The sequence below is a fragment of the Nonlabens sp. genome (assembly GCF_965660805.1).
Lineage (GTDB): Bacteria > Bacteroidota > Bacteroidia > Flavobacteriales > Flavobacteriaceae > Nonlabens.
This window is the reverse complement of the sequence record NZ_CBFIBE010000011.1, coordinates 37,465-62,241: the sequence shown is the minus strand read 5'-3', so window position 1 is coordinate 62,241 and position 24,777 is coordinate 37,465. Positions and strand designations below refer to the sequence as shown.

The following is a 24,777-nucleotide window of genomic DNA, read 5'->3' as shown; positions in this document are numbered from 1 at the left end:
ATATCAAAAGGTTCTACGACCACACACATGGTCGTAATATCTGTGATGGCAGCATAAATAGTCTGCGGATTTGAAGTATTTGTAAAAGTAGTAGGTGTAGGGATTTCATTTACTAAATTTTCAGCATCGGCTTCAGTAAGGTGATATGTTATAGGGAAGTCTGTTGCCGCTAAACCGTTCAGTATTTCAAGATCTCTTGAGGTTAAATCTACAGTCGCAGCAGTTCCTGTAGGATCACAAATCGTAAAATCTGACGGTACAGCATTTAGTATTTCTGGCAACACATCTATACAAACCACATCAGTATATGTACAACCAAAATTATCTACAAACTCATAAGTAAAGCAGTTTATCCCTTCTGTAGTAGGTGTAACTGTTATCGTGTTTCCTAAAGTGTTTGTAATAGAAGGATCAGGTAACCATTGTTCACTGGTAGGGCTAGGTGTAAATGATAAGTCTGATGGTATGATCGCAGGATTAAAATTAAGTCCCCAATAAAATATGTAGCCGTCATCTGCACTTAAATTATCTGTAATATTTATACACCACTGACCGTTTAGTGGGCTACCGATAAAAGTACTATAAGGATCAACAGGCAAATAGTCTCCTGCAGGAATAGTAGATACACTACCCTGAGTTTGCGCCCAGGTTTGTGTAGCAGACTCCGTAAACACATAATCAAATCCAGAACCAGGACCAGACGTGGTATCATCAATAGGAATTCCTAAAAAAGTACCACCACCACTCGGGTAAGTGTGTAGTGAGACCGTAGCACCATTAGGTGCCGTGACAGATATATCTAAATCTCCTAAATAAGAATGCTCCATATTTACAAAAATATCTACGAGATCAGAGGCGTTTGTCACAGTAGCACCAGATGGGAATAAATCCACATTGATACAGGTAACATAACTTACTCCACTTCCATCAGGCAAAAAGGTCTGTCCCGTAATAGGTGGCGATGGTGTTATGGCAAATTCTACAGGGTTAACGACACCATCTATAGTTGTAGATTCTCCAAAACAAATCGTGCTGTCTGCAGCAGCAGTTCCCGTAAAGTCAGGATCTGATGACACATGTATAACGAGATCTTGCTGTTCTCGATCAGAACAACCTGTAGCGTCTGTAACCACAAAATCAACGATATAAATACCCGTAGTCACATAAGTTTCACTCTGTATCGCTCCTGGATTTAATCCACCGCCATTTCCTAAATCCCACTCATATGTTGCTCCTGTTCCATCTACACTAAAAGTAGCAGAGCCATTAAAGTTTACCGTATCACCTTGACAAATTCTCAATATCCCATCAGCATCTGGCGCAGGTGTGGTGACTATAGTCGTAGAAATAGCTTGACATGGATCAAAACAACCTATAGCAGCTCTCCATCCAGCGGCAGTTCCACTACCATTTGAAGTAAAACGCACGGTAAGACAACCCGTAGGATTTGTAGGGCTAGCCTGCAGCAATCCTGGCGCGGTAGTAGTATTAGTATAAGTACCCAGAACCGGAGCAGCCGTAGAGTCACCATCATAAACCGTAAAAACATCTCCTGCAAGGATCTCTAATTGTACAAAGTTGAGCTGCATTCTATCTGTACTAATACCAGGACATATCGTAGCAGTTCCATTAAAGCCATTAGAATAAGAACCAGGACCACCATCATCATTAAAGGAACCACTACATGCTATATATCGCACTGGATTCCCACCATCATTTACCATGTTAAAAATCCCTTGCCCACTGGAGTACATCCCTGCAAAAAGCACGATTAGTATTATTATTTTTTTCATCTTTTAGGAGTTGCTTGTTCTAATTAATAAACTGCATTTACAAATATGGTAAAAATCCTTAACAACTCATTAACGTAAAAGAGCTTTTATTTAGTCTAATCTCCTTTAAATATCGCTATTACATCTGTATTGCATACCTTTGCTTTTTATAATTTAGGACTCTGAATATAGAGCATACAAGCACATGAAAATAGACGATTTAGTTAATAACATAGATGATCACGATCACTTATCCTCAAATGAACAAACACCTTTGAGAGCAGATGCGTTTGATAAAAGTGATGCTGAGAAAATAGAAATCATTAAAAAAGACGTGTACCATATTCTAGAAACACTAGGCATGGACATGACTGATGATAGTCTTAAGGGAACACCTAACCGTGTGGCAAAAATGTTTGTAAAAGAAATCTTCGGCGGTTTGCGACCAGATGCTAAACCTAGTGCCTCAACCTTTGATAATAAGTATAAATATGGCGAGATGCTCGTGGAGAAAAACATAGTTCTCTACTCTACTTGTGAGCATCATTTACTACCTATCGTAGGACGTGCGCACGTGGCTTATATTTCAAACGGTAGCGTAGTAGGACTTTCTAAAATGAACCGCATTGTGGACTATTATGCAAAACGCCCACAAGTTCAAGAACGCTTGAACATTCAAATCGTTAGAGAACTACAGCAAGTCATGAATACTGAAGACGTAGCCTGTGTGATAGACGCAAAACATCTTTGTGTGAACAGTCGCGGGATCCGTGATATTGAGAGCAGTACCGTAACTGGTGAATTTGGCGGTGCGTTTAAAGATCCAGCAGTACGCCGTGAGTTCCTAGACTATATAAAGATGGAAACTAAATTTTAATAGCTCTTTATAAGATAGTGGTAACCACGCTTTCGCGAAAGCGTAAACGTAACAGCTACCCTACATATTTAAGCATAAACAATCAATAAATCATGGTGCGACATAAGGATAACGAGCTCCAACTATACAATTCCTTAACAGGAGAAAAAGAAGTTTTTAAACCTATTCATGAAGGTCTTGTGGGCATGTATGTCTGTGGACCTACGGTTTATAGTAATGTACATTTAGGAAACTGTCGCACGTTCATATCCTTTGACATGATTTATCGTTACTTGCAACATTTAGGATATAAAGTGCGCTATGTGCGCAATATTACTGATGCTGGCCACCTTACTGATGATGCTGATGAAGGTGAAGATAAAATCTCTAAAAAAGCTCGAGTTGAGAAACTAGAACCTATGGAAATAGTCCAGCAATACACGCTCGATTTTCATAAGGTTCTTCAAAAATTCAACAACTTACCGCCTAATATTGAACCTACAGCTACTGGTCATATCGTAGAGCAAATAGAGATCATTAAAACGATCATAGATAATGGTTATGCTTATGAGCGCAACGGCTCTATTTATTTTAATGTTCTTAAATTTAATGAAGATCATGAGTACGGTAAGTTGAGTGGTCGCAAGCTTGAGGACATGATTGCTAATACTCGTGCACTAGACGCACAGAGTGAAAAGGAGAATCCGCAGGATTTTGCGTTATGGAAAAAAGCGAGCCCATCGCACATTATGAGATGGCCTAGTCCATGGGGTGATGGTTTCCCAGGATGGCATCTAGAATGTACGGTTATGAGTTCTAAATATTTAGGCGAGACCTTTGACATACATGGCGGTGGAATGGATTTAAAGTTCCCACATCATGAATGTGAAATTGCACAAGGTGAAGCAGCACATGGACACAACCCAGTAAATTACTGGTTGCATGCTAACATGCTGACCCTAAACGGTAAAAAAATGTCTAAATCTACCGGAAATTCTATTTTACCAGAAGAGCTTTTTACAGGCGATAATGATTTTATGGAAAAAGCATTTTCACCTAGCGTGGTACGTTTCTTTATGATGCAAGCGCATTACCGTAGTGTTTTAGACTTTAGTAATGATGCTATACTGGCGGCAGAGAAAGGTTTTAACCGATTAACTGAAGCATTAAAAACACTAGAAAAGATAGCAGCCAGCAAAGAAAGCACACTAGAAGTTCAAGCTTGGGTAGATCGCTGCTATGCGGCTATGAATGATGATTTTAACACGCCTATTCTTATTGCTGAGTTATTTGAAGGTGCAAAAATGATCAACAGTATTAACGACGGCAAGCAAAAAGCAACTGCTGCTGATGTTGATTTATTACACAACACTTTTAAAGCCTTTTTCTATGATGTACTAGGTCTTGAATCAGTGAATCTAGCTGGATCTCATGACACGCAGCACCTGGATGGTGCTATGCAATTAATTATAGATTTAAGAACTCAAGCTCGAGCCAATAAAGACTGGTCAACTAGTGATCAAATTAGAGATCAATTACAAGCTGCGGGAATTCAATTAAAAGATGGTGCTGACGGCACTACTTATACGGTGAAATAATGAAATACTCGCTGCTCGCATATCCGCTATTATGGATCGTACGGTTTTATCAAGTAGCGATATCTCCTTTTACACCAGCAAGTTGCCGCTACTCTCCTACTTGCTCGCACTATGCTGTAGGTGCTTTAAAAAAACATGGTGCTTTTAAAGGTGGCTGGCTAGCGCTTAAAAGAATACTGAGTTGTCACCCATGGGGCGGCAGTGGTTATGATCCGGTTCCCTGATTAAGTTGAAGTTTAAGTGAACTAATAAAATCTAAACTAAAATCAAAATCATGTTTTTATTTAAGGATTTTAGGAAAACGTGCGACTTTCTGAGCTTGCCGCAGAATTATTTGAAAACAGACTGTTATTTAAACTTCAATAAGCTCAAGTTTCAAGTTTGCCGATTGACTTTTGCTAATGCAAAAATAGATTGCCTATTTTTTATTTCAAATGCCAACACTCCAAGCTCCAAATCCCAAATTTTCACCTGTAGGGTAATGCCCGCAGGACATTGGGGCTTTGCCAGCTAAGCTTTTCCAAACTCCAAAGTTGCCCATTGTTTTTACTTCATTAGAATTTTATTATCCATTATTGATTTAAAACACAAACAACCTCATCCTGAATCCCTCATACCTCATTCCTTCTTCAAAAACTAACCAACTCAAAAACTCACAACTCAAAGACTCACAGCTCAAAAACTCACAGCACAAAAACATACAGCTCACAACTAAAATCCTTAATTTAGCCGCCTAATAAAAGTATATGTATTCATTAAAGGTAGTTTGGAATCCGTTAGAAGGAATTGACCTTGGTTTTTTTACCATTCATTTTTATAGCTTGTCTTATGTGATCGCCTTTGTACTGGGCTGGTATATCATTAAACCTATTTTTAAACGCGATAAGATGGGACTGGATAAACTGGATCCATTATTTATGTATACGGTTATAGGTTGTCTGGTTGGCGCACGTATAGGACATTATTTATTCTATGAAACAAGTGTACTATTCTCAGATCCTTTACATGTTTTATTACCATTTCAACTGGACCCATTTAAATGGACTGGCTTTGCAGGTATGGCTAGTCATGGCGCTGCACTTGGGATTATCATCGCGATGTTTTTTTATAGTAGAAAGCATTTAAAAAAACACATGTTCTGGATTCTAGATCGTATCGTTATCCCTACCGCTATAGGAGGAACCTTTGTCAGATTAGGTAATTTATTTAATAGTGAGATTAACGGTAAAGAAAGTGGTGATTTCTGGGCTGGATTTAAGTTTGTACGCGACACCTCAGATCCTCATGTCGCCGCTGCATTACAAAAAACGGGTTATACTGATCCTGATCAAGCGATTGAAACAATTGTTAACAACCCACAATTTACAGAAGTCCTAGAATCTATTCCATTTAAACATCCTGCACAGTTATATGAAGCTATATGCTATATAGGTGTTTTTATCATCTTGTATTTAGTATACTGGAAAACCGAGAAACGTCATAAACTGGGTTATTTATTAGGATTGTTTTTTGTCCTTTTATTTACTGTACGTTTCTTTATAGAGTTTATTAAAGCATCTCAAACAAGTGCAGACCAAGAACTACTCCTTGAATATGGATTAAATACAGGCCAGCTGTTAAGCATACCTTTTATACTTATTGGGCTTTTCCTAATGTTTAGTCCAAAAGGCTTGTTCAAAAACCCAAAAGTCGAAACTGGTGCGTAATTCAATCATCATTTCTATTTTTGCAATAACAGCTCTATCTAGCTGTCGCCATAAAGAAGCAAATATCTTAACCGATGCTGATATCACGTTTACGAAAGAAGCGACAGGATACCTGATTAAAAAGGGAACTCAAGACACGATTCAAACATTAGATCTAGAAATAGCCGATACCGATTATGATGTTCAAACTGGACTCATGTACCGCACGAGTATGAAAAATAATCAGGCTGTGTTATTCATTTTTCAAGAAGAGCAACCGCTTTCTTTTTTTATGAAAAACACACTGATTCCACTAGATATTATCTACCTTAAAGCAGACGGAACCATAGATAGCTTTGCCAAAAACGCAAAACCTATGGATGAAACACTACTACCTAGCGCTGGTCCTGCACAATACACACTAGAGATCAAAGCCGGCCTTGCAGAAAAATGGGGACTGGATATAGGGGATTCTTTGGTTTGGGAATAAAGACATGATAATTTTGTCTCCTCAAGGGCAACCTGCCTGCCGACAAAGGCAGGTCAAAACCTACCCATTGCACCCTTGCGACTTGTTGAAGTTTTCTATACGCTATTGCGAAAAAGTAATTATAAACAACTCACTAACCTAACATCTCCAAATCATAAAAAGGAGAGTCTTTTCTGATTTTTTTTAAAACAATTTCTTGTTAAGACTTTGCGCATTATAAATGCTAAGTTATAACGAACGCGTTACAAACGCGCGCGACGTGGGACATTCTCTTGCTCTCCATTACCAGCAGATTACTTCTTCGCTGCGCTCATCGTAATGACAGGTTTGAAAATATGTCTTGTTGAGCTTAGTCGAGAGGTTTTTAATGCTGGTTCAATAAAACATTTGAGTTTAGTTCTCGACTTTCCTTTGCTGGCAAATAATACCAAATTTAATTTAACGACATTATAAACATAAATTGGATTAAGCATTGAAACACTTTGTATAGATCGTTTCTTTTGCAATCATTTCATTGAAAAAATAGCAACAAAAAAAAGAGCCTCTCTATCGAGAAGCTCTTTTTAAAAATATGTTCAGTTGTATTCGCTTTCGCGAAAGCGTGATTAATAATTAATATACATCCAACTTGTTACGTCCTCAGTCTGAGCGTCGTTATACTTTAAGACATAGAAATAAGTTCCTACAGGAAGTAAACCGTCACCAGCAAGCGCTCCTGCATTAGGAATACCAGCAAACTCTACGTAGTTAGAAGCGGTAGTTTCATAAACTTTGTTACCATTTCTATTAAAAATAGTCAATTCAAAATTAGGAAACTGCTCTATATTAGGCATTGCAAATGTGTCGTTTACTCCATCACCGTTAGGTGAAAATCCTTCTGGGATAAACACTTCACAAACCTCAACGGTTACTGAAAATGATGTGTAGTCAAAACATCCTGTTGCATTATCAGTGATACGCGCATAGATAGTTTCTTGATCTCCAGCCGCATAAGGCGAGTTCAAGGCACTGGATCCACTTTGTGCATTAGACTCACTATTATAATAAGTAATGGTATATGCCGCAGCACTCTGGCCATCAAGAACAGCTGCATCATAGTCAGCGAGCGTTAAATCTAACTCATTAGTTGTAGGGTTAGTAGCGCAGTCAGAAACATTTGCCACGGTTCCTATCGCTGGAGCACCTAACACTTCAATAGTAAATGAACCTGTCTGGTAACAATCTTGATCTTGTGCGTTTGAAATACGTACATATATAGTTTCTGGATTAGAAAGGTTATCATAAGCTGCTGGTGTTGTAATAGCATTCATATTATCATCTGCATCTTGCTGACTGGTAAAAAACGCTACGTTAAAATCTGCTGGTGATTGAGTTCCTAAAATACCTGCGATTTGGGTGGTTAGGTCAAAAGACTCGATTTCATCACCCGATAAATCATCACAACTCTCCATAGCCGGAACGCTGTTATAAATAACCTCTTGAAATACTACGTTCACTTGTTCTGTAGTGAAACAGTTATTTACATTATCAAATACTCGTGCCCAAACAGTGGTATTTGCACTTACAGGCAAGGCGTCAGGTGTTAAAATAGGGTTGGTATCTGCTTGTGCATCAGAATCACTATTGAAGTAAGTAACATCATAATCAGTTGCCACAAGACCATTTCTGATTTCATCATCGTTAGTTGTTAAATCTACTGTTACAGAACCTGAGTTTTGACACACAATAATATCAGTAGGTTGAACACTTGTAATCTCTGGGGCTACGTCTATACAAACAGTTTCAACATAAGTACAACCGAAGCTATCTGTAAGTTCAAAATCATAACAGTTCTGTCCTGCAGTCGTAGGAACAACTGTAATATCTGATCCATTTGTTGCTGTTATATCAGAATTTGCAAGCCACTGATCTGTTACTTCACCTGGTTGAAATCTACCTGCTGCTGGAATAATAGCAGGATTAAAATTAATTCCCCATTCAAATATAAAACCATTATCACTAGCTAGGTTATCTATAATGGTTAAACACCATAACCCATTAAGAGGAGAACCTATAAAGGTACTAAATGGATCTTCAGTAAGGTAATCACCAGCCGGCAAAGTGGTTCCAAAACCACCAGCAGCCTGCGCCATAGTATCTGTAGCCGTAGCACCTTCAGTAAAATTATACACAAAACCAGTTCCTGGGTTAAGGTTAGTATCTATATCTATAGGCACACCTAAGAACGTACTACCACCACCATTAGGATAAGTAATTATTTGAATCGTTGAGCCATTAGGCGCGGTTAAAGAGATGTCTAAATCACCTAAATATGAATGCTCCATTTCTATGAAGAAACTAACTAAATCTGACACATTTTGAAAAGTTGCTCCAGCAGCAAATCCGCTAACATCTATACAGGTTTGATAAGAAACTCCACTACCATCTGGTAAAAAAGTTGTACCAGCAATAGGTGGAGCAACATCTGCTACAAACTCAACTGTTTCTACTACACCAGTAATGACTGTGGACTCTCCAAAACATATAGAAGTATCCGCTGCTTCAGTACCGGTAAAGTCTGGCGTTGTAGAGACTTGAATAACTACATCATCAAAAAAACGATCTCTACAACCATTCGCATCAAATGTCACATAATCGGCTCTATAAATACCTTCATCAGGATAAGTTTTAGAAGCTGTATTTCCAGGAACAATCGTACCATCATCAAATCTCCATTCACTAGTAGCTCCAGCACCATCAATACTAAAAACTGTTGAAGCTGAGAAGTTAACTGTTTCACCTTGACAAATACGGGTAACACCATCGCCATCAGCCGCAGGAGTAGAAGTAATGGTATTTGATATGGTCTGGCAATTATCTATACATGAAATAGTGGCTTGCCATCCGTCTGCTACACCAGATGGGTTAGATATAAACCTCATGGTCAAACAGTTAGTACTTGCTGAAGTTACTAAACCTGGCACATTACCTGCAGTAAAAACTCCTAAAGGAGCTCCAGTAGCTTGATCTCCATCATAAACTAAAAGTAATTCTCCAATAGCTAGATCCCAAAACGTAAAATCTAAAGATATAAAATCTGTATCAAATGGAGAACATATAGTGAATACAGAGTTCTCATCATTACCGTAATCTCCTGTTGCTCCACCAGAATCAACAAAATTACCTGAACACACTACAGCACCACCATCACCCATTAACAAATCTGTAGTAGGTGGTTGAGCACTAGCTATTGTAGCCATAAAGAACAGGCTCAATCCAAAGAATAATAGTTTTTTCATTATCATATAATTTAATGTCAGTTAGTTTCAATCATGCAAAGTAAGAAAATCTTAGAACAAGACCGCACTTAGTTTGAAAATCTATTAACCTATTATTAAGAAATTCCAGCCTAGTAGATCAAATCAAAAAGAGTCACTAATAAGACTTACACCAAATTGAATTTATAAAGTCTTAATAAATTCAAATTGGCATTAAAAGCATTCTTTTAACATGACAAAGACAGTCACGAGCTGAAAAGGCATAAAAAAAGTCGTTTAGACTTAAATCTAAACGACTTTTTGAAAAAATTTATGAAGCTTTTGGTTAAGCCTCTTTAACCGGTTTAGGTTCTTTAGGAAGTAATTTTCCTTTAGACTTAGACATGGTATCAAACATTACAGGAGTGGCAATAAATACAGAAGAATATGTACCGACTATCACACCTATAATTAAGGCAAGCATAAATCCTTGGATAGATTCACCTCCAAAGGTAAATATCGCAAGAAGCACGATTAAAGTAGTTAACGAGGTGTTTAAGGTTCTGGAAATCGTACTGCTAATAGCGGCATTAACCGTGCGAGCAAATTCCCAGTTAGTGCGCTCATTTATAAACTCACGTATTCTATCAAATACTACAACGGTATCATTCAGCGAGTACCCTATTACCGTAAGAATTGCTGCTATAAAGGCTTGATCTATTTCCATGTTAAATGGAAGGAAATCATAAGTAAGTGAGAATACACCTAGTACAATAATTACATCATGGAATACCGCTGCTACTGCTCCTAAAGAGAACTGCCACTTACTGAAACGTATTAAGATATAAAGGAACACCACTATAAGTGAACCAAAAATAGCATATAAGGATCCGGTTAAAATATCATCAGCAATAGTAGGTCCTACTTGAAAGTTAGACATAATACCATATTGCTTATCTTCTTTACTTACATCTACAAACGTAGCCATGTCCATATCTTCAGGCATGTACTGTTTTAAGTTTTCAAAAAGTTTAGACTCGATATCTTTAGTAACCTCAGCATCTACTCCATTAATACCGTATTTAGTACTAATTTTAAGCTGGTTATCAGAACCATAAGTTTTTGCCTCAGCGCTACCGAAAACATCTTCTGCAGAAAGCGTTTTAGTCACTTCGGTGGCATTTACTGGTTGTTCAAAACGCACCGTATAAGTACGACCTCCAGCAAAATCAATCCCTAAATTCAACCCTTTAGTTCCTAAAGAAACAATACTAGCCAGAACAATTACAGCAGAAACCACATAAGCTACTTTTCTCTTTTTCAAGAAATCAATGTTTACGTTTCTAAACCAGTTCTTAGTAATAGGTGTAGAGAAGGCAAGTGACTTACCGTTTTTACCGTAGCCATCAATAAACAATCTTGTAATAAATATTGCCGTAAATAAAGACGTTAAAATACCGATCATTAAAGTCGTAGCAAATCCTTGAATAGGACCTGTTCCAAAAACAAATAGAATCAATGCCGTTAGGAACGTCGTAATGTTTGCATCAAGAATAGAGCTTAAAGCGTTATTAAAACCATCTTTAATACTATCTGCCTGAGATTTTCCTTTAGCTAATTCTTCTCTAATACGCTCAAAAATAAGAACGTTTGCATCTACCGATATACCTATAGTTAAAACGATACCAGCTATACCAGGTAAGGTTAATACTGCTTTTAGTGATGCTAATGCACCAAAGATGAATAAAATATTCACCACAAGAGCAACATCTGCATAAAGACCTGCTCTACCGTAATAGAAAATCATCCACACAAGTACGAGCAATAATGCAATACCAAAAGACCACAAACCACTGCTGATAGCTTCTTTACCTAATGATGGTCCTACTACTGCTTTTTGGATAATCTCTGCTCCAGCTGGTAATTTACCAGCACGTAAAACATTTGCAAGATCCTCTGCCTCAGTCACTGAGAAACTTCCAGAAATCTGGCTATTTCCTCCTGTAATCGGTCCATTTGTAATTCCTGGTGCACTATAAACGGTGTTATCCAGGACTACTGCTATTTGAGTACCATTTTGATAAGCCTCAGTAGTCATATCTTCCCATGTCTTTGCTCCTTCAGAGTTCATAGACATGCTCACTACTACTTTACCACTTAATTCAAAATCTTGACGAGCATCAGTAATCACAGCTCCACCTAGCGGCGCCTCTCCTTCACGGTTAGAACGTATCGCATATAAATCTGTAATTTCATAGCCTAGCTCATCGTTTAATACAGGAACACCCCATGCAAATTTCACGTGACGCATCTCTGCCGGTAAATTAGAACGTACTTGAGCGTCATTTAAATAACCTAAAATAGTTTCTTTATCAGAAACTTTAAAAGTAGCGATTACTGGACCAGTAGCATTTCCTGGAGCAAGCATTCTAGATAAGATCGGGTTCTGATCATAATCTACAGCATCTTCTTCACCTTCAGCATCTACCACTGCATCATTACCTAAGATATTATCAAGCCCTGAAGTCTCTGTAGAATCTACAGCAGTCGCAGCGTCTTCTGCGGTAGCATCAACCGCTGTTTCTAGTTCACTTTTTGCCTTCAGTTTTTCTGCCCAGTACGCATCAGCTTGCATTATATAGCTTGATATTTCTGAGGCTTTATAAACATGCCAAAATTCTAACTCTGCCATTCCAGTAAGAAGTTCTTCTACACGCTTGATATCTTTAGCTCCTGGCAACTCAATTAAGATACGTCCAGAATCTCCTAATTGCTGGATATTAGGTTGTGTTACACCAAACTGGTCTATACGTTTTCTCAATACCTCAAAAGCACTCACCATGTATTCCTTAAGCTTCACTCTTAATAATGGTTCGATTTCAGCATTAGACATATTAAAATCTATAACACCATCCATCTCCTGGTTAGAATAAATATCTGGTGAACCTAACTGAGCTCCATCTATAGCGTTAAACTCTTCAATAAAATAATCAAAGTAGTCTGCCTGACCATCTTTAACTCTTTCATCAGCACGCTCTAGCGCAGTACGAAAATCTGGATCTTTAGAACCATCAGCCATACCTATTAGTAGATCTTTTACTGAAATTTGAAGGATCACATTGATTCCTCCCTTAAGGTCTAGTCCTTTTTGAAGTTCTTGGTTTTTCGCATCGGCATAGGTAGTGTATCCAGCCCATACCTCTTTTGAAGAAATAGAATCTAAATAAGATTTTGTAGCATCATCTCTTAATGCTGCAGCGTTTGGATCATCTGCGTTTACGATTGAATTTGCATAAGTCTCTGCATCTGCTTCTACTTTATTAGTGATAAAAGTATAAGTTAACTGGTAAATACTTACCAGTGCAAAAACGATCGCAAACACTCTGATCAGTCCTTTATTTTGCATAATTAATTGTTTTTAATAGAATTTTTCAATCCGGCAAATATATGGTGTGCCATAGGATTGTATATTGTTTTTTAATATAAATAAATGATAACTCTAATCTTATAAACAGATTAGAACATAGAACTTAGACAAGTTCTTAAATGAAATGGGATAGATATTCCCTTTTTAACCCAGTAAAGGGCCAGCTCTCACCGCTGGAATAGCATGTGCCCTACTTACCACAGTAAGCCCTAGCGCTTGATTAGAACCTTTTAAGTCCATCTCTACCAAGCCATATAGACTCGTAGATGACACCATTGAATAAATAGAATAGTTCACCTGCGAACCTCGATGAACATCTTGTTTTATTTCTATAAATAGTGCAGACTCTGTGTCTGATATATCATTAGTATGTTGCAGTAAGTCATAAACATCTAGCTCACATAGAGACTGTTGCTCAATAGGTAATGTTTGTGATTGAGGTAGATCCTTTAAAAAGGCAGTAAAAGTATCTATATTTATAAGCTGTTTTATTCCAGCGACGTTAAGCTCGCTATGGTAGCTTATTTTATAACGACCGTTTTCAAGTAATACAGCTTGTATTTCTTGCACTCCAGCATCTAGGAGTTGCTGGGTTAGAAGTTCCACAGAGTATTGAGCGTCTTCTGCACTCACTACACCGCTTGAGAAGTTCACCACAATCTCTTGATTAGGCACAACAACGTCTCGTTGCTGGACTAAAAAGATTGTAACTAAGCTAATTAAAACTCCTATGTACCATTTTATACTCACGCGTCAAATATAATACCTATTTATCATTTAAATGATTGTTTGAACTGCGCTTTCGCGAAAGCGTAAATACAACCTCACTACTACGCATAAAAAAACCGCTCCTTATATAATAGAAGCGGCTTTATCCTGTATGATTAAGGAATCTAATTAGATCAGTCCATTTGTTGCTTTCACACCTTCAGCACTTTCTTGAAGTTTTGCTTTTTCTGCGTCGCTTAAATTGATCTCTACGATTTTTTCAATTCCGCTGCGACCTAAGACTACAGGAACTCCTATACAAAGATCAGAAAGACCATACTCACCATCTAACAAGACGCTACAAGGGAAGATTTTTTTCTGGTCACAAGCGATCGCTTGAACTAACCCAGACACAGCAGCACCTGGCGCATACCATGCACTAGTTCCTAATAACTTAGTAAGAGTTGCTCCACCTACTTTAGTGTCTTCCATAACCTGCGTTAAGCGCTCATCACTTATGAATTCACTAACTGGCACTGAGTTGCGAGTAGCAAGACGTGTTAATGGCACCATTCCTTTATCACTATGCCCACCGATTACCATTCCGTCAACGTCAGAGATAGGCGCTTCTAGAGCCTCAGCAAGACGGTACTTGAAACGTGCGCTGTCTAATGCTCCACCCATTCCTATGATGCGGTGCTTAGGCAATCCAGTTACTTTATGAGCTAAATAAGTCATGGTATCCATAGGATTAGAAACCACAATAAGAATCACGTTAGGAGAGTGCTCTACAAGACTAGATGCTACAGATTTAACGATCCCAGCATTAATACCGATTAATTCTTCACGAGTCATTCCCGGTTTACGAGGAATTCCAGATGTAATTACTGCGATATCACTACCAGCTGTTTTAGAATAATCGCTAGTAGAACCAGTGATTTTAGTGTCAAAACCATTTAACGAAGCAGTTTGCATTAAATCCATGGCTTTACCTTCTGCAAATCCTTCTTTAATGTCTAATATAACTACTTCACTTGCAAAGTCTTTAATAGCGATATACTCTGCACAACTAGCACCTACTGCGCCTGCTCCTACTACGGTTACTTTCATTTTAATATGTTTTTATAAAATTGATTGAAATTAATGGTCTATCTACTGGACTTCCAGTAGATTGTAAAAATACAAAACGATAAGGATTTATAAGAGAAACTGGCACCGTTTTAAGGAATTAATTAACATCTCTTAGTATTCAACAAATGAAAAAGCTATTCAATAACCATAACCTCTACCGATACATGGCGTTATGACTTTTAAAAAAGCTTTATACCATGTATCTATAATACAAAACGGTGCAAAAAGCTTATCAAATTTAAAAGAGGTAATGGCAGGTAAGACAAAATGAAAGTACCGCTTTACAAACCCTAAAATATCATCTATTTCACCTCTATTAATACCGACAAGTGTCGTTAGATAATCTGAACCCAGTTGAAGAATATACCAAATTGAATTTATAAAGTCTTATTAAATAATACCGTTACCACTGCTATGCTATGGCTTTTTACCTTTATACACTTATACCAATTTACATTCCTGATGTCGCATATAATCCGTTTCTTTTTCGTCTATATTTCAAAATGAAACCGTAGCTCAGGCTATGCTTTCATTTTCTTTATCATCTAGTGAAAAAATAATTCAAATTAAGAATTCGGCATTAGAAATTAAATATGATTCATATCTACACTTTATTCCAATAAAAAAGCCCTTCTAATGAGGGCTTTTGTAGAAATAATATGAAAATTATCTATGCATCAATATTTGCATAAATAGCGTTTTTCTCAATAAACTCTCTACGTGGCGGCACCTCATCACCCATTAACATGGAGAAGATACGGTCTGCCTCTGGTAAACTATCTATAGTTACCTGACGTAGTGTTCTAAATTCTGGATTCATAGTAGTATCCCATAACTGGTCTGCATTCATTTCTCCTAGACCTTTATAGCGCTGAATGTTTGCACCACCACCAAAAGATTCTGCTATTTCATCACGTTCTTTATCTGACCATGCATAGCGTTTTTTAGCACCTTTTTTAACGAGGTATAACGGTGGCGTGGCGATGTAGATGTATCCTTTTTCAATCATCTCACGCATGTAACGGAAGAAGAAGGTTAATATTAAGGTAGCAATATGAGATCCATCAATATCTGCATCACACATAATCACAACTTTATGATAGCGTAGTTTTTCAAGGTTTAGGGCTTTGGAATCTTCTTCAGTTCCTATGGTTACACCTAGGGCAGTGTAAATATTTCTAATTTCTTCATTCTCAAAAACCTTATGGGTCATGGCTTTTTCTACGTTCAAGATCTTACCACGTAGTGGCATGATCGCTTGAAACTCACGGTCACGACCTTGCTTAGCAGTTCCACCTGCAGAATCTCCCTCGACAAGGAATACTTCACATAAAGTAGGGTCAGTTTCAGAACAATCTGATAGCTTTCCTGGTAATCCACCACCACTCATAACCGTTTTACGTTGAACCATTTCACGAGCCTTACGAGCTGCGTGACGTGCCTGTGCCGCAAGAATTACTTTTTGCACAATTGTTTTGGCATCACTAGGATTTTCTTCCAGATAATCTTCTAGCATTTGAGAAACTGCTTGAGAAACTGCACTGGTTACATCACGGTTACCCAGCTTAGTTTTAGTCTGTCCTTCAAACTGTGGCTCTTGAACTTTTACAGAGATAATAGCCGTTAACCCTTCACGGAAATCATCTCCAGCAATATCAAATTTTAGTTTATCTAAAAGCCCAGAAGAGTCTGCATATTTCTTAAGTGTAGAAGTTAATCCACGACGGAAACCGGCTAAGTGCGTTCCACCTTCATGTGTATTAATGTTATTTACGTAGGAGTGTAGATTCTCTGCATAACTATCGTTATAAACCATTGCCACTTCTACAGGGATACCATTCTTTTCACCTTCCATGGAGATTACATCAGCAATAATAGGCTGGCGCGTGTCATCTAAGAAACGTATAAATTCTTTCAATCCTTCTTCAGACTGGAACACTTCAGTTTTATCGTTTCCTTTTTCATCTTGCTCTCTCCTATCAGTAAGAATAATTTTAATTCCTTTATTAAGAAAGGCGAGTTCTCTAAGCCTGTTAGCAAGAGTTTCATAATTATACTCTGTACTTTGAGTAAAGATGCTGCGATCTGGCAGGAAAGTCACATCTGTTCCTCTTTTATCTGTATCTCCTATAGCCTTAACAGGATACATGGCTTTACCACGTTCATACTCTTGTTCCCATATTTTACCATCGCGATAAACCGTAGCTTTTAAATGATCTGATAATGCGTTTACACAACTCACACCTACACCGTGTAATCCACCAGATACCTTATAAGAGTCCTTATCAAATTTCCCTCCAGCACCTATCTTAGTCATTACCACTTGTAATGCAGACACACCTTCCTTTTTGTGAATATCTACAGGAATACCACGACCATCATCAGTCACCGTGATACTATTATCCTTATTGATAGCTACAGTAATATTATCACAGTGGCCAGCAAGGGCTTCATCAATCGAGTTATCTACTACTTCATACACTAAATGGTGTAAACCACGCACTCCTACATCACCTATATACATCGATGGACGCATGCGCACATGCTCCATTCCTTCTAGTGCTTGAATCTGGTCTGCGCCGTAACCGCTTCTATCTTTTTCTTCGCTCATAATTTGAGTGTAAATTTTACTTTATTTCCGTAACAAACAAATATAAGGAACCATCAAGGTTTATAGGCTTTAGAGCCTTATTTATGCACTTAAGTTATTAACAAATTATTAATAGCAAGCGATCATTTATTGGTGCATTTTTATATCTTAGAAGAACTTAAATAATCGCAAATGAAATATTTCCTTTTTATAATAGCATTAACAACCACCTTTTTAACAGTTCAAGCACAAGAAATCTCTTTTTCTAAAATAGATAAAAGCCCACTGGATGTAGTCATTCACAGAGACGATGACAACCAGGCCATCGCTAGAGTCATTTACAGCAGACCTTCTAAAAGAGAACGAACTATCTTTGGAAAACTCGTTAAATATGGTGAAGTATGGCGCACAGGCGCAAATGAAGCTACTGAAATAGATTTCTTTAAAGATGTTACCATAAATGGAACTATAGTAAAAGCAGGAGCTTACTCCATTTACACCATTCCTACAGAAGGTGAATGGACCTTTATTTTAAACTCTCAAACTAACCAATGGGGAACGAAGTACGACGCCTCAAAAGATGTACTTAAAGTAACTATGGAAAGTATGTTATCTCCTCAAACCATTGAGGAATTCTCTATAAGTTTTGTAGCTCAACCCGACGGATTAATTCTATTCATGGGCTGGGATGATACTTTAGTAAACTTACCTATAGAACTTACTAAAGCTTAAGGAATATTCAAGTATTTATGCGTTTGTAAAGACACATGCCACTCTGGATTTTCCATTACAAATTCCGTAATGAGTGGTATCATTTTCTCCCGTACAGACCATTCTGGCTGTAAATAAAGCTTGCAAGTAGCACTTACTTTTTCTGATTCCGCTTTCGCGAAAGCGAAGTCATGTTTATTATAGATAATCACCTTCAACTCGTGCGCTGCGGTATAAACTTCAGGAAGTGGCATTTTCACCTTCTTAGGAGATAAGCATATCCAGTCCCAAGTTCCTGTTAATGGGTAAGCACCACTGGTTTCTATATGCACCTGCATTCCTTGAGATTTTAAACCAGCCGTTAATGGATTCATGTCCCATGTTAATGGCTCGCCACCAGTCACCACAATCGTTTTACTATATTTTGCAGCATTTTCAACAATTTGAGTAACCGCCGTAGGTGGATGCTTTTCTGGATCCCAACTTTCCTTAACATCACACCAGTGACAACCTACATCACAGCCGCCTACTCTTATAAAATAAGCCGCTTTTCCTGTATGACTACCTTCACCTTGAATCGTGTAAAATTCTTCCATAAGAGGAAGCATTTCCCCTTTTTCAACAGCCTGTGAGATTGATTTTTCTAACATGTCGCAAAGGTACTTTTTAAAATTCAGATTCAAGAATAGAGTCGCTAATAAAGACTAGTAGAATTAATTAACTTTACACAAAATTTTATATTCATGACTGACAAAGATGCTTTACATAAAGTAATTACCGAAGGTTATAGCCCTAAAGGAGATTCCATTATTATGGGAGCAGCCATGCTTAATGGAGAAACGCTTACCGGTGCTCACGTAAAAATTCCGTTAAAAACCATGAACCGCCATGGTCTTATCGCTGGAGCAACAGGAACTGGAAAAACTAAAACACTTCAAATTATTGCAGAGCAACTTTCTCAAAAAGGAATCCCGTCCTTATTAATGGACATTAAGGGAGATTTATCAGGAATTGCAGCGGCTAGTGATGGACATCCTAAAATTGATGAACGTCACCAAAAAATAGGGCTGGAATACACCGCTCATAATTCACCGGTAGAAATCATGACCATTTCTGAGCAAGATGGAATAAAAATGCGTGCTACGGTAAGTGAATTTGGACCGGTTTTGCTTTCGCGAATTCTAGATGTAACTCAGACTCAAGCAGGAATCATCTCTGTAGTTTTTAAGTACTGTGACGATAATAAGCTACCATTACTAGATCTAGAAGATCTTAAAAAGGTATTACAATATGCTACAGGAGCAGGAAAAGAAGAATTTCAAGCAGAATATGGACGTATATCTACCTCATCTACCGGCGCTATTCTCAGAAAAATTATCGAATTAGAACAACAAGGTGCTGATCAATTCTTTGGAGAGCGCAGTTTTGAGGTAAAAGATCTAGTGCGTAAAGATCGTGAAGGACGAGGATATGTAAACGTGATACGTCTTACAGATATTCAAGATAGACCTAAGCTGTTCTCTACTTTTATGTTAAGCTTACTGGCCGAAATTTACAGCACATTCCCAGAACAAGGAGATGCTGATAAGCCAGAACTTATTATGTTCATAGATGAAGCGCACTTGATTTTTGATCAAGCAAGTGGCGCTTTATTAGATCAAATAGAAAGTATCGTGAAACTAATACGTTCTAAAGGAATAGGGCTTTACTTTGTAACACAAAACCCTACTGATATCCCAGAAGGTGTACTAAGCCAGCTAGGTTTAAAGGTGCAACATGCTCTTAGAGCATTTACAGCAAAGGATCGTAAAGCCATTAAACTCACCGCTCAAAACTATCCAGAAACAGAGTTTTATGACACTGCCGAAGTCCTTACCTCACTAGGAATAGGAGAAGCATTAATCTCTGCCCTAGATGAAAAAGGCAGACCTAGTCCACTAGCGGCAACTTTATTACGAGCACCAGCGAGTAGAATGGACATACTTACAGATCGTGAGCTCAGCGACCTGATCGCAGACTCAGAACTTACCGATAAGTACAATGAGGAAATCAACAGAGAAAGCGCTGAAGAAATTCTTCAAGAAAAAATAGAAAAAGCAAACGAAGACGAGATCAAACAAAAGGCGCAAGAAGAAAAAGCCAAAGCTAAACGCAGCTCTTCAAGAAGAACTAGCACACGTCAAAACCCGATCGTAAAAGTGTTAACCAGTGCTAGTTTTATAAGAGGTGTGATGGGAATATTAGCAAAAGCACTTAAGTAAAATTTATCTTCATTTTAATGGTTTGTTATCATAACTAAAAGTAATTTTGTAATCACTAATAACACATTATGAAAAACATATTTTTATTACTACTAGTCATCACCATAGCTTCTTGTTCTAAGCAGCAAGATCCATTTGAATGGAGCAAAGATCGTGTAGGTCATCTCACTAAGGAAATGATGGTATATCAACTGGACAGCTTATATGCAAATGACAGCTTAGTTAAGAATATAAAAGGAGACGAGTTTAGTAATGGTCCTAGCTCTATTGAAGTTTATGAAAAAGGCGGCAAACATCTTTTAACGCTTACTCCTCTTGAAGAAGACAGTACTTCTACTATAGAGTATATTAGGATAAGAGACAATCGATTTAAAACGCTAGATGGAATCACTATTGAAAGTGACTTTAAAACCATAAGTGCTGCATATCCTGTTTCCAGTATCGACAATATGATTATAATTCTGTAGTGCGAGTAAATGACCAAAACTTTTATTATACCGTAGATAAAGAGTTATTACCATCTGAAGTACGATTTGACATGTCTGCTACCATTGAAAAAACTATGATTCCAGACACTGCTCAACCTAAATATGTTTTTGTAAGCTGGTAAAACCATTTCATGAAACGATTTTTACAAAAAGCCATACCTAAACTGTATGGCTTTTATTTTAATTTATTAAGCCTCTTTTCACAAGACAAAGCTGCATCAATCGCTCTTAAAGTTTTTAGCACGCCACGACGTGGACGCATTCTAGAACATCAGAGAGAATTTTTAAACAGCGCTAGACAACAGCGCATCACTTCTGAAGATGGGCTATATATGCTCTACCACTGGAAAGGAAATGGACCTACTGTGCTGCTCAACCATGGCTGGGAATCAAACGCCTTTAGATGGAAGTACCTTTTTCCAGATTTAAAAAGACTGGATTTAAATATTATTGCGATAGATGGACCTGCTCACGGTAATAGCGACGGCACTTTATTTACAGCCATTAAATATTCTAAACTCATTAAATCTACCATTGCACTTTATGAACCTGAGATTATTATATCTCACAGTGTAGGCGCTATGGCTACGGTGTATAATGAATATCACCATCCATCACCAAGTTTAAAAAAGCTAGTTCTTTTAGGAAGTCCTAATTCACTTGAAGTGATCATGCGTGGCTACCAGCAACTGCTCAGTTTTAACAACCGTGTCTATAAAGGACTAGATGCACTGCTTCAAAAGCGATTTGGTTATAAAATAGCCGATTTTAAAACTGAAAACTTTGCGGTAAACATTACTGCCACGACACTTATCCTACATGAAAAAAGTGACGCCATTGTTCCTGTTATTGCAGGAAAGCAGATTGTACAAAAAATGAAAAACGCCACATTTATTGAAACCTCAACTGGTGGGCATAGTTTACACACTAACGAGAACACAGAACATATCGTTAACTTTTTAAAATCATAAAAAAGACCAAGCTTTAAGAAATTCTTGCTTTAATCACTTGTGATTATTGCTTACTTTTAGACCAAAGAAAAATACATGAGTAAAACAACTGGTAAACTACAAGATAAAATAGATAATGCCCTGATAGAACAGCGCAAGGTTTTTATATGGGGTATGGTAAGCGATAAAACCGCGCAACATTGTGTGGATCGATTGCTTTATTTAGACTCTTTAAGTAATGAGGAAATCACCTTTGTTATTAACAGTCCTGGTGGCTATGTAACCGCTGGATTTTCTATTTATGACACCATGCAAGAGATTAAAAGTCCTGTAAGTACTGTATGCAGTGGTCTTGCTGCTTCAATGGGTTCTTTATTATTATCTGGTGGAGAAAAAGGACGCCGTTTCATTCAAAAACATGGTCGTGTAATGATTCACCAGCCTAGCGGTGGAGCACGTGGTACCAGCACAGATATAGAGATAACGGCTGCCGAGATATTAAAAACTAGAGAGATTCTCGCAAGACTTTATGAAGATAATTGTGGGCAGCCCTTTGAAAAAGTAATGAAGGATTTTAATCGTGATTACTGGATGGGTGCAGATGAAGCTCTAGAATATGGTATCGTAGACGGTATCATTTAATACATTAACTTACATATTAGAAAAGCCACCTTATCTTTAGGGTGGCTTTTTTTTAGTATTAAATTTAGTCTGATCCAGTCGAGACTTAATTGTAAATTCGTTTCAAAATTAGTGTCAGAGACCTCTCGACCTGCCTTTGCCAGCAGGCAGGCTACGCTCAAGGTGACACTAGAAAAATCATAAATTATCATCATGAAACTCACACCATTCCACCTAGCCATTCCTGTAAAAGAAATTACCACCACTCGTGATTTTTATCGCGATACTTTAGGCTGTACAGAAGGCCGTAGTAGTGATCATTGGGTAGATTTTGATTTTTTTGGTCATCAACTAGTGATTCATATTTCAGACAATGCACCTGGCGCATCACATAACGATGTAGATGGCAAGGCTGTTCCTGTTCCGCATTTTGGTGTGGTACTAGAATGGGATGTGTTTCACGCTTTCGCGAAAGCGATATCTCAAAAAGGTATCGAGTTCATCATAGAACCTTACATACGATTTGAAGGACTACCTGGCGAACAGGCCACTATGTTCTTCCTAGATCCTAGTGGAAATGCTTTAGAGTTTAAGGCTTTTAAAGATATGGATCAGTTGTTTGCGGCAGAGTAAACCAGCTCACCATTGATATACGTGGCATCTACTTTAAAATCTGGAATTTCAGTTATTGGAATGGTCATCAAATCTTTGCTAGTGATGATGAAATCTGCTGCTTTTCCTGCTTCTAGGCTTCCTTTTTCCTCTTCTTCAAAATTAGAATAAGCTGCCCAGATGGTCATACCTCTTAATGTTTCCTCTCGAGTAAGGCTTTGCTCTGGCAAGAAACCATTTTCTGGATAACCACTAACATCTTGTCTAGCTACCGCTGCATAAAATGTTAAAAACGGATTCACCTGTTCTACAGGATAATCTGTTCCTAGTGCGAGTATTCCTGATTGATTGAGTAAGGTTTTATAAGCATAAGCACCTTTAATACGATCTGGTCCTACTCGATCTTGTGCCCAGTACATATCGCTAGTAGCGTGCGTAGGCTGCACTGATGGTAAAATATTTCCTGCATTAAAGTACTGAAAATCATCAGGACTTACTACTTGGGCATGCTCAATACGCCAGCGCTGATCTGTTTTATCACGTAATAACTCTTCATAAGTTTTTAGCACTACATAATTAGCACTGTCACCTATGGCGTGTGTGTTCATTTGGTAATCTGATGCTGCGATACGTGCCGCCGTTTCTTTAATCTTTTCTATAGGACTTAATAAAGCACCATAATGATTATGCTTATCATGATATGGTTCTTTTAATGCCGCACCGCGACTTCCTAATGCGCCATCTGCATAAAATTTAACAGATCGTACATTCAAGCGATCTGTTTTTATGATTCCTTTATCTAAGTAATAATCTAGGTTCTCTGGAGTATTACTAATCATCACATACATCTTCATTTTTAAATCACCAGCTTGCTGTAAACTATCGATCACTTCGATCACATCGCGGTGCAATCCTGCATCATCTACGGTAGTTAAACCGTACTTTACATTTTCCTGTTGTGCTAGTAATAAGGCATCAATCATATCCTGACGTGATGGTTTAGGATAAACTGCTTCTACTAATTCCATAGGATTATCTACCAGAAGACCTGTAAGTTTTCCTTCTTTAATGATAATTGCACCACCATCTGATGGAGTGCTTGCATCAATTCCTGCAACATCTAACGCTGCCTGATTTGCAATCATTGCATGACCATCAATACGTGTTAAGGCTACCGGAATATCTGGAAACAGCTTATTGAATTCCTCATTAGTAGGGAATTCTTTGTTTTCCCAATCGTTCTGATCCCAGCCACGACCTATGATGAACTTGCGGTTATTTTCTTTTTGAAAGTCAATCACACGCTGGATCACCTCATCATAACTACTAGTTCCTACCAGGTCTACACGTTGTGCTTGCTGTCCTAGACCAAAGAAATGACAATGTGCATCAATCAATCCTGGATAGATAAATTTACCCGATGCATCGATGGTTTCTAAAGCAGTATACTTTTCTAGTAACTCTGTGGTTGTTCCTGTTGCGATGATCTTACCATCGTTTACGACCATAGCTTCTGCGGTGGTAAACTCATTATCTACAGTATAAATCGTAGCGTTAGTAATTAGTAAGTCTGTGGTAGGTTGTTTTTCACAGGCAATTAATGTAATTGCTGTGATAAGTAGAAGGAATCTTTTCATGGAA

At 37.9% G+C, this 24,777-nt stretch carries 20 protein-coding genes; 12 read left to right on the top strand and 8 right to left on the bottom strand.

Annotated elements, in window-relative coordinates:
- On the bottom strand, positions 1–1,793 hold a 1,793-nt coding region (locus tag ACTF48_RS04720; RefSeq protein ID WP_438961991.1), incomplete at its 3' end, for a PKD domain-containing protein.
- 184 nt (positions 1,794–1,977) lie between these two features.
- Between ACTF48_RS04720 and folE the strand changes: the two genes are divergently transcribed.
- From folE to ACTF48_RS04695, 5 genes are all read left to right on the top strand, one after another.
- Positions 1,978–2,649: a GTP cyclohydrolase I FolE gene (gene folE, locus ACTF48_RS04715; protein WP_438961990.1), complete on the top strand. Its 672-nt coding sequence runs from the start codon at positions 1,978–1,980 to the stop codon at positions 2,647–2,649.
- Positions 2,650–2,741: 92 nt separating this feature from the next.
- Positions 2,742–4,226: a cysteine--tRNA ligase gene (gene cysS / locus ACTF48_RS04710; RefSeq protein WP_438961989.1), complete on the top strand. Its 1,485-nt coding sequence runs from the start codon at positions 2,742–2,744 to the stop codon at positions 4,224–4,226.
- Positions 4,226–4,450 carry a membrane protein insertion efficiency factor YidD gene (gene yidD, locus ACTF48_RS04705; protein ID WP_438961988.1) on the top strand — a complete coding sequence of 75 codons (225 nt, stop codon included), beginning with the start codon at positions 4,226–4,228 and terminating at the stop codon, positions 4,448–4,450. Before cysS ends, yidD begins: the two co-directional genes overlap by 1 nt.
- A gap of 522 nt (positions 4,451–4,972) precedes the next feature.
- A complete protein-coding gene (gene lgt / locus ACTF48_RS04700) occupies positions 4,973–5,932 on the top strand; it encodes a prolipoprotein diacylglyceryl transferase (protein ID WP_438961987.1) in 960 nt (319 codons plus the stop codon).
- On the top strand, positions 5,925–6,401 hold the full coding sequence (locus tag ACTF48_RS04695; RefSeq protein WP_438961986.1) for a DUF192 domain-containing protein: 477 nt from the start codon (positions 5,925–5,927) through the stop codon (positions 6,399–6,401). The genes lgt and ACTF48_RS04695 overlap by 8 nt, the downstream gene beginning before the upstream one ends.
- A gap of 605 nt (positions 6,402–7,006) precedes the next feature.
- Here the strand turns inward: ACTF48_RS04695 and ACTF48_RS04690 are convergent.
- From ACTF48_RS04690 to gyrB, 5 genes are all read right to left on the bottom strand, one after another.
- Positions 7,007–9,679, bottom strand: a complete 2,673-nt coding sequence (locus ACTF48_RS04690) for a gliding motility-associated C-terminal domain-containing protein (RefSeq protein ID WP_438961985.1) — start codon at positions 9,677–9,679, stop codon at positions 7,007–7,009.
- Between the two features lie 304 nt (positions 9,680–9,983).
- Complete coding sequence (secDF, locus tag ACTF48_RS04685; protein WP_438961984.1) at positions 9,984–13,043, bottom strand: protein translocase subunit SecDF; 3,060 nt, start codon at positions 13,041–13,043, stop codon at positions 9,984–9,986.
- A 165-nt stretch (positions 13,044–13,208) separates the two neighbouring features.
- Positions 13,209–13,814 (bottom strand): hypothetical protein, encoded by a 606-nt coding sequence (locus ACTF48_RS04680; protein ID WP_438961983.1) that lies wholly within the window; start codon positions 13,812–13,814, stop codon positions 13,209–13,211.
- A 147-nt stretch (positions 13,815–13,961) separates the two neighbouring features.
- The gene (mdh, locus tag ACTF48_RS04675; RefSeq protein ID WP_438961982.1) at positions 13,962–14,882 is read right to left on the bottom strand and encodes a malate dehydrogenase; all 921 of its coding nucleotides are present in this window, start codon (positions 14,880–14,882) and stop codon (positions 13,962–13,964) included.
- Between the two features lie 691 nt (positions 14,883–15,573).
- Positions 15,574–17,514, bottom strand: coding sequence for a DNA topoisomerase (ATP-hydrolyzing) subunit B (gene gyrB / locus ACTF48_RS04670; protein WP_438961981.1), 1,941 nt, complete (start codon positions 17,512–17,514; stop codon positions 15,574–15,576).
- A 171-nt stretch (positions 17,515–17,685) separates the two neighbouring features.
- Between gyrB and ACTF48_RS04665 the strand changes: the two genes are divergently transcribed.
- On the top strand, positions 17,686–18,225 hold the full coding sequence (locus tag ACTF48_RS04665; protein ID WP_438961980.1) for a DUF2911 domain-containing protein: 540 nt from the start codon (positions 17,686–17,688) through the stop codon (positions 18,223–18,225).
- Here the strand turns inward: ACTF48_RS04665 and ACTF48_RS04660 are convergent.
- Positions 18,222–18,854: a 7-carboxy-7-deazaguanine synthase QueE gene (locus ACTF48_RS04660; protein ID WP_438961979.1), complete on the bottom strand. Its 633-nt coding sequence runs from the start codon at positions 18,852–18,854 to the stop codon at positions 18,222–18,224. The genes ACTF48_RS04665 and ACTF48_RS04660 overlap by 4 nt on opposite strands.
- 93 nt (positions 18,855–18,947) lie before the next feature.
- Here ACTF48_RS04660 and ACTF48_RS04655 point away from each other — a divergent pair, with 93 nt between their 5' ends.
- From ACTF48_RS04655 to ACTF48_RS04630, 6 genes are all read left to right on the top strand, one after another.
- On the top strand, positions 18,948–20,465 hold the full coding sequence (locus tag ACTF48_RS04655) for a helicase HerA-like domain-containing protein (protein WP_438961978.1): 1,518 nt from the start codon (positions 18,948–18,950) through the stop codon (positions 20,463–20,465).
- Between the two features lie 68 nt (positions 20,466–20,533).
- Complete coding sequence (locus ACTF48_RS04650) at positions 20,534–20,932, top strand: hypothetical protein (protein WP_438961977.1); 399 nt, start codon at positions 20,534–20,536, stop codon at positions 20,930–20,932.
- Positions 20,932–21,075 carry a hypothetical protein gene (locus ACTF48_RS04645; RefSeq protein WP_438961976.1) on the top strand — a complete coding sequence of 48 codons (144 nt, stop codon included), beginning with the start codon at positions 20,932–20,934 and terminating at the stop codon, positions 21,073–21,075. The genes ACTF48_RS04650 and ACTF48_RS04645 overlap by 1 nt, the downstream gene beginning before the upstream one ends.
- Positions 21,076–21,084: 9 nt before the next feature.
- On the top strand, positions 21,085–21,924 hold the full coding sequence (locus ACTF48_RS04640; protein WP_438961975.1) for an alpha/beta fold hydrolase: 840 nt from the start codon (positions 21,085–21,087) through the stop codon (positions 21,922–21,924).
- Positions 21,925–21,999: 75 nt separating this feature from the next.
- Positions 22,000–22,545, top strand: a complete 546-nt coding sequence (locus tag ACTF48_RS04635; protein ID WP_438961974.1) for a ClpP family protease — start codon at positions 22,000–22,002, stop codon at positions 22,543–22,545.
- A gap of 192 nt (positions 22,546–22,737) precedes the next feature.
- Entirely contained in the window at positions 22,738–23,157 is a 420-nt protein-coding gene (locus ACTF48_RS04630; RefSeq protein WP_438961973.1) for a VOC family protein, read from the top strand.
- Here ACTF48_RS04630 and ACTF48_RS04625 read toward each other — a convergent pair.
- On the bottom strand, positions 23,136–24,773 hold the full coding sequence (locus tag ACTF48_RS04625) for an amidohydrolase (protein ID WP_438961972.1): 1,638 nt from the start codon (positions 24,771–24,773) through the stop codon (positions 23,136–23,138). The genes ACTF48_RS04630 and ACTF48_RS04625 overlap by 22 nt on opposite strands.
- Positions 24,774–24,777 lie beyond the last annotated feature (4 nt).

Bases quoted from the DNA above. Each gene is read 5' to 3' on its own strand.
- folE (WP_438961990.1), top strand. From the start codon at position 1,978: ATGAAAATAGACGATTTAGTTAATAACATAGATGATCACGATCACTTA.
- cysS (WP_438961989.1), top strand. From the start codon at position 2,742: ATGGTGCGACATAAGGATAACGAGCTCCAACTATACAATTCCTTAACA.
- yidD (WP_438961988.1), top strand. From the start codon at position 4,226: ATGAAATACTCGCTGCTCGCATATCCGCTATTATGGATCGTACGGTTT.
- lgt (WP_438961987.1), top strand. From the start codon at position 4,973: ATGTATTCATTAAAGGTAGTTTGGAATCCGTTAGAAGGAATTGACCTT.
- ACTF48_RS04690 (WP_438961985.1), bottom strand. From the start codon at position 9,679: ATGAAAAAACTATTATTCTTTGGATTGAGCCTGTTCTTTATGGCTACA.
- secDF (WP_438961984.1), bottom strand. From the start codon at position 13,043: ATGCAAAATAAAGGACTGATCAGAGTGTTTGCGATCGTTTTTGCACTG.
- mdh (WP_438961982.1), bottom strand. From the start codon at position 14,882: ATGAAAGTAACCGTAGTAGGAGCAGGCGCAGTAGGTGCTAGTTGTGCA.
- gyrB (WP_438961981.1), bottom strand. From the start codon at position 17,514: ATGAGCGAAGAAAAAGATAGAAGCGGTTACGGCGCAGACCAGATTCAA.
- ACTF48_RS04665 (WP_438961980.1), top strand. From the start codon at position 17,686: ATGAAATATTTCCTTTTTATAATAGCATTAACAACCACCTTTTTAACA.
- ACTF48_RS04660 (WP_438961979.1), bottom strand. From the start codon at position 18,854: ATGTTAGAAAAATCAATCTCACAGGCTGTTGAAAAAGGGGAAATGCTT.
- ACTF48_RS04655 (WP_438961978.1), top strand. From the start codon at position 18,948: ATGACTGACAAAGATGCTTTACATAAAGTAATTACCGAAGGTTATAGC.
- ACTF48_RS04650 (WP_438961977.1), top strand. From the start codon at position 20,534: ATGAAAAACATATTTTTATTACTACTAGTCATCACCATAGCTTCTTGT.
- ACTF48_RS04640 (WP_438961975.1), top strand. From the start codon at position 21,085: ATGAAACGATTTTTACAAAAAGCCATACCTAAACTGTATGGCTTTTAT.
- ACTF48_RS04635 (WP_438961974.1), top strand. From the start codon at position 22,000: ATGAGTAAAACAACTGGTAAACTACAAGATAAAATAGATAATGCCCTG.
- ACTF48_RS04630 (WP_438961973.1), top strand. From the start codon at position 22,738: ATGAAACTCACACCATTCCACCTAGCCATTCCTGTAAAAGAAATTACC.
- ACTF48_RS04625 (WP_438961972.1), bottom strand. From the start codon at position 24,773: ATGAAAAGATTCCTTCTACTTATCACAGCAATTACATTAATTGCCTGT.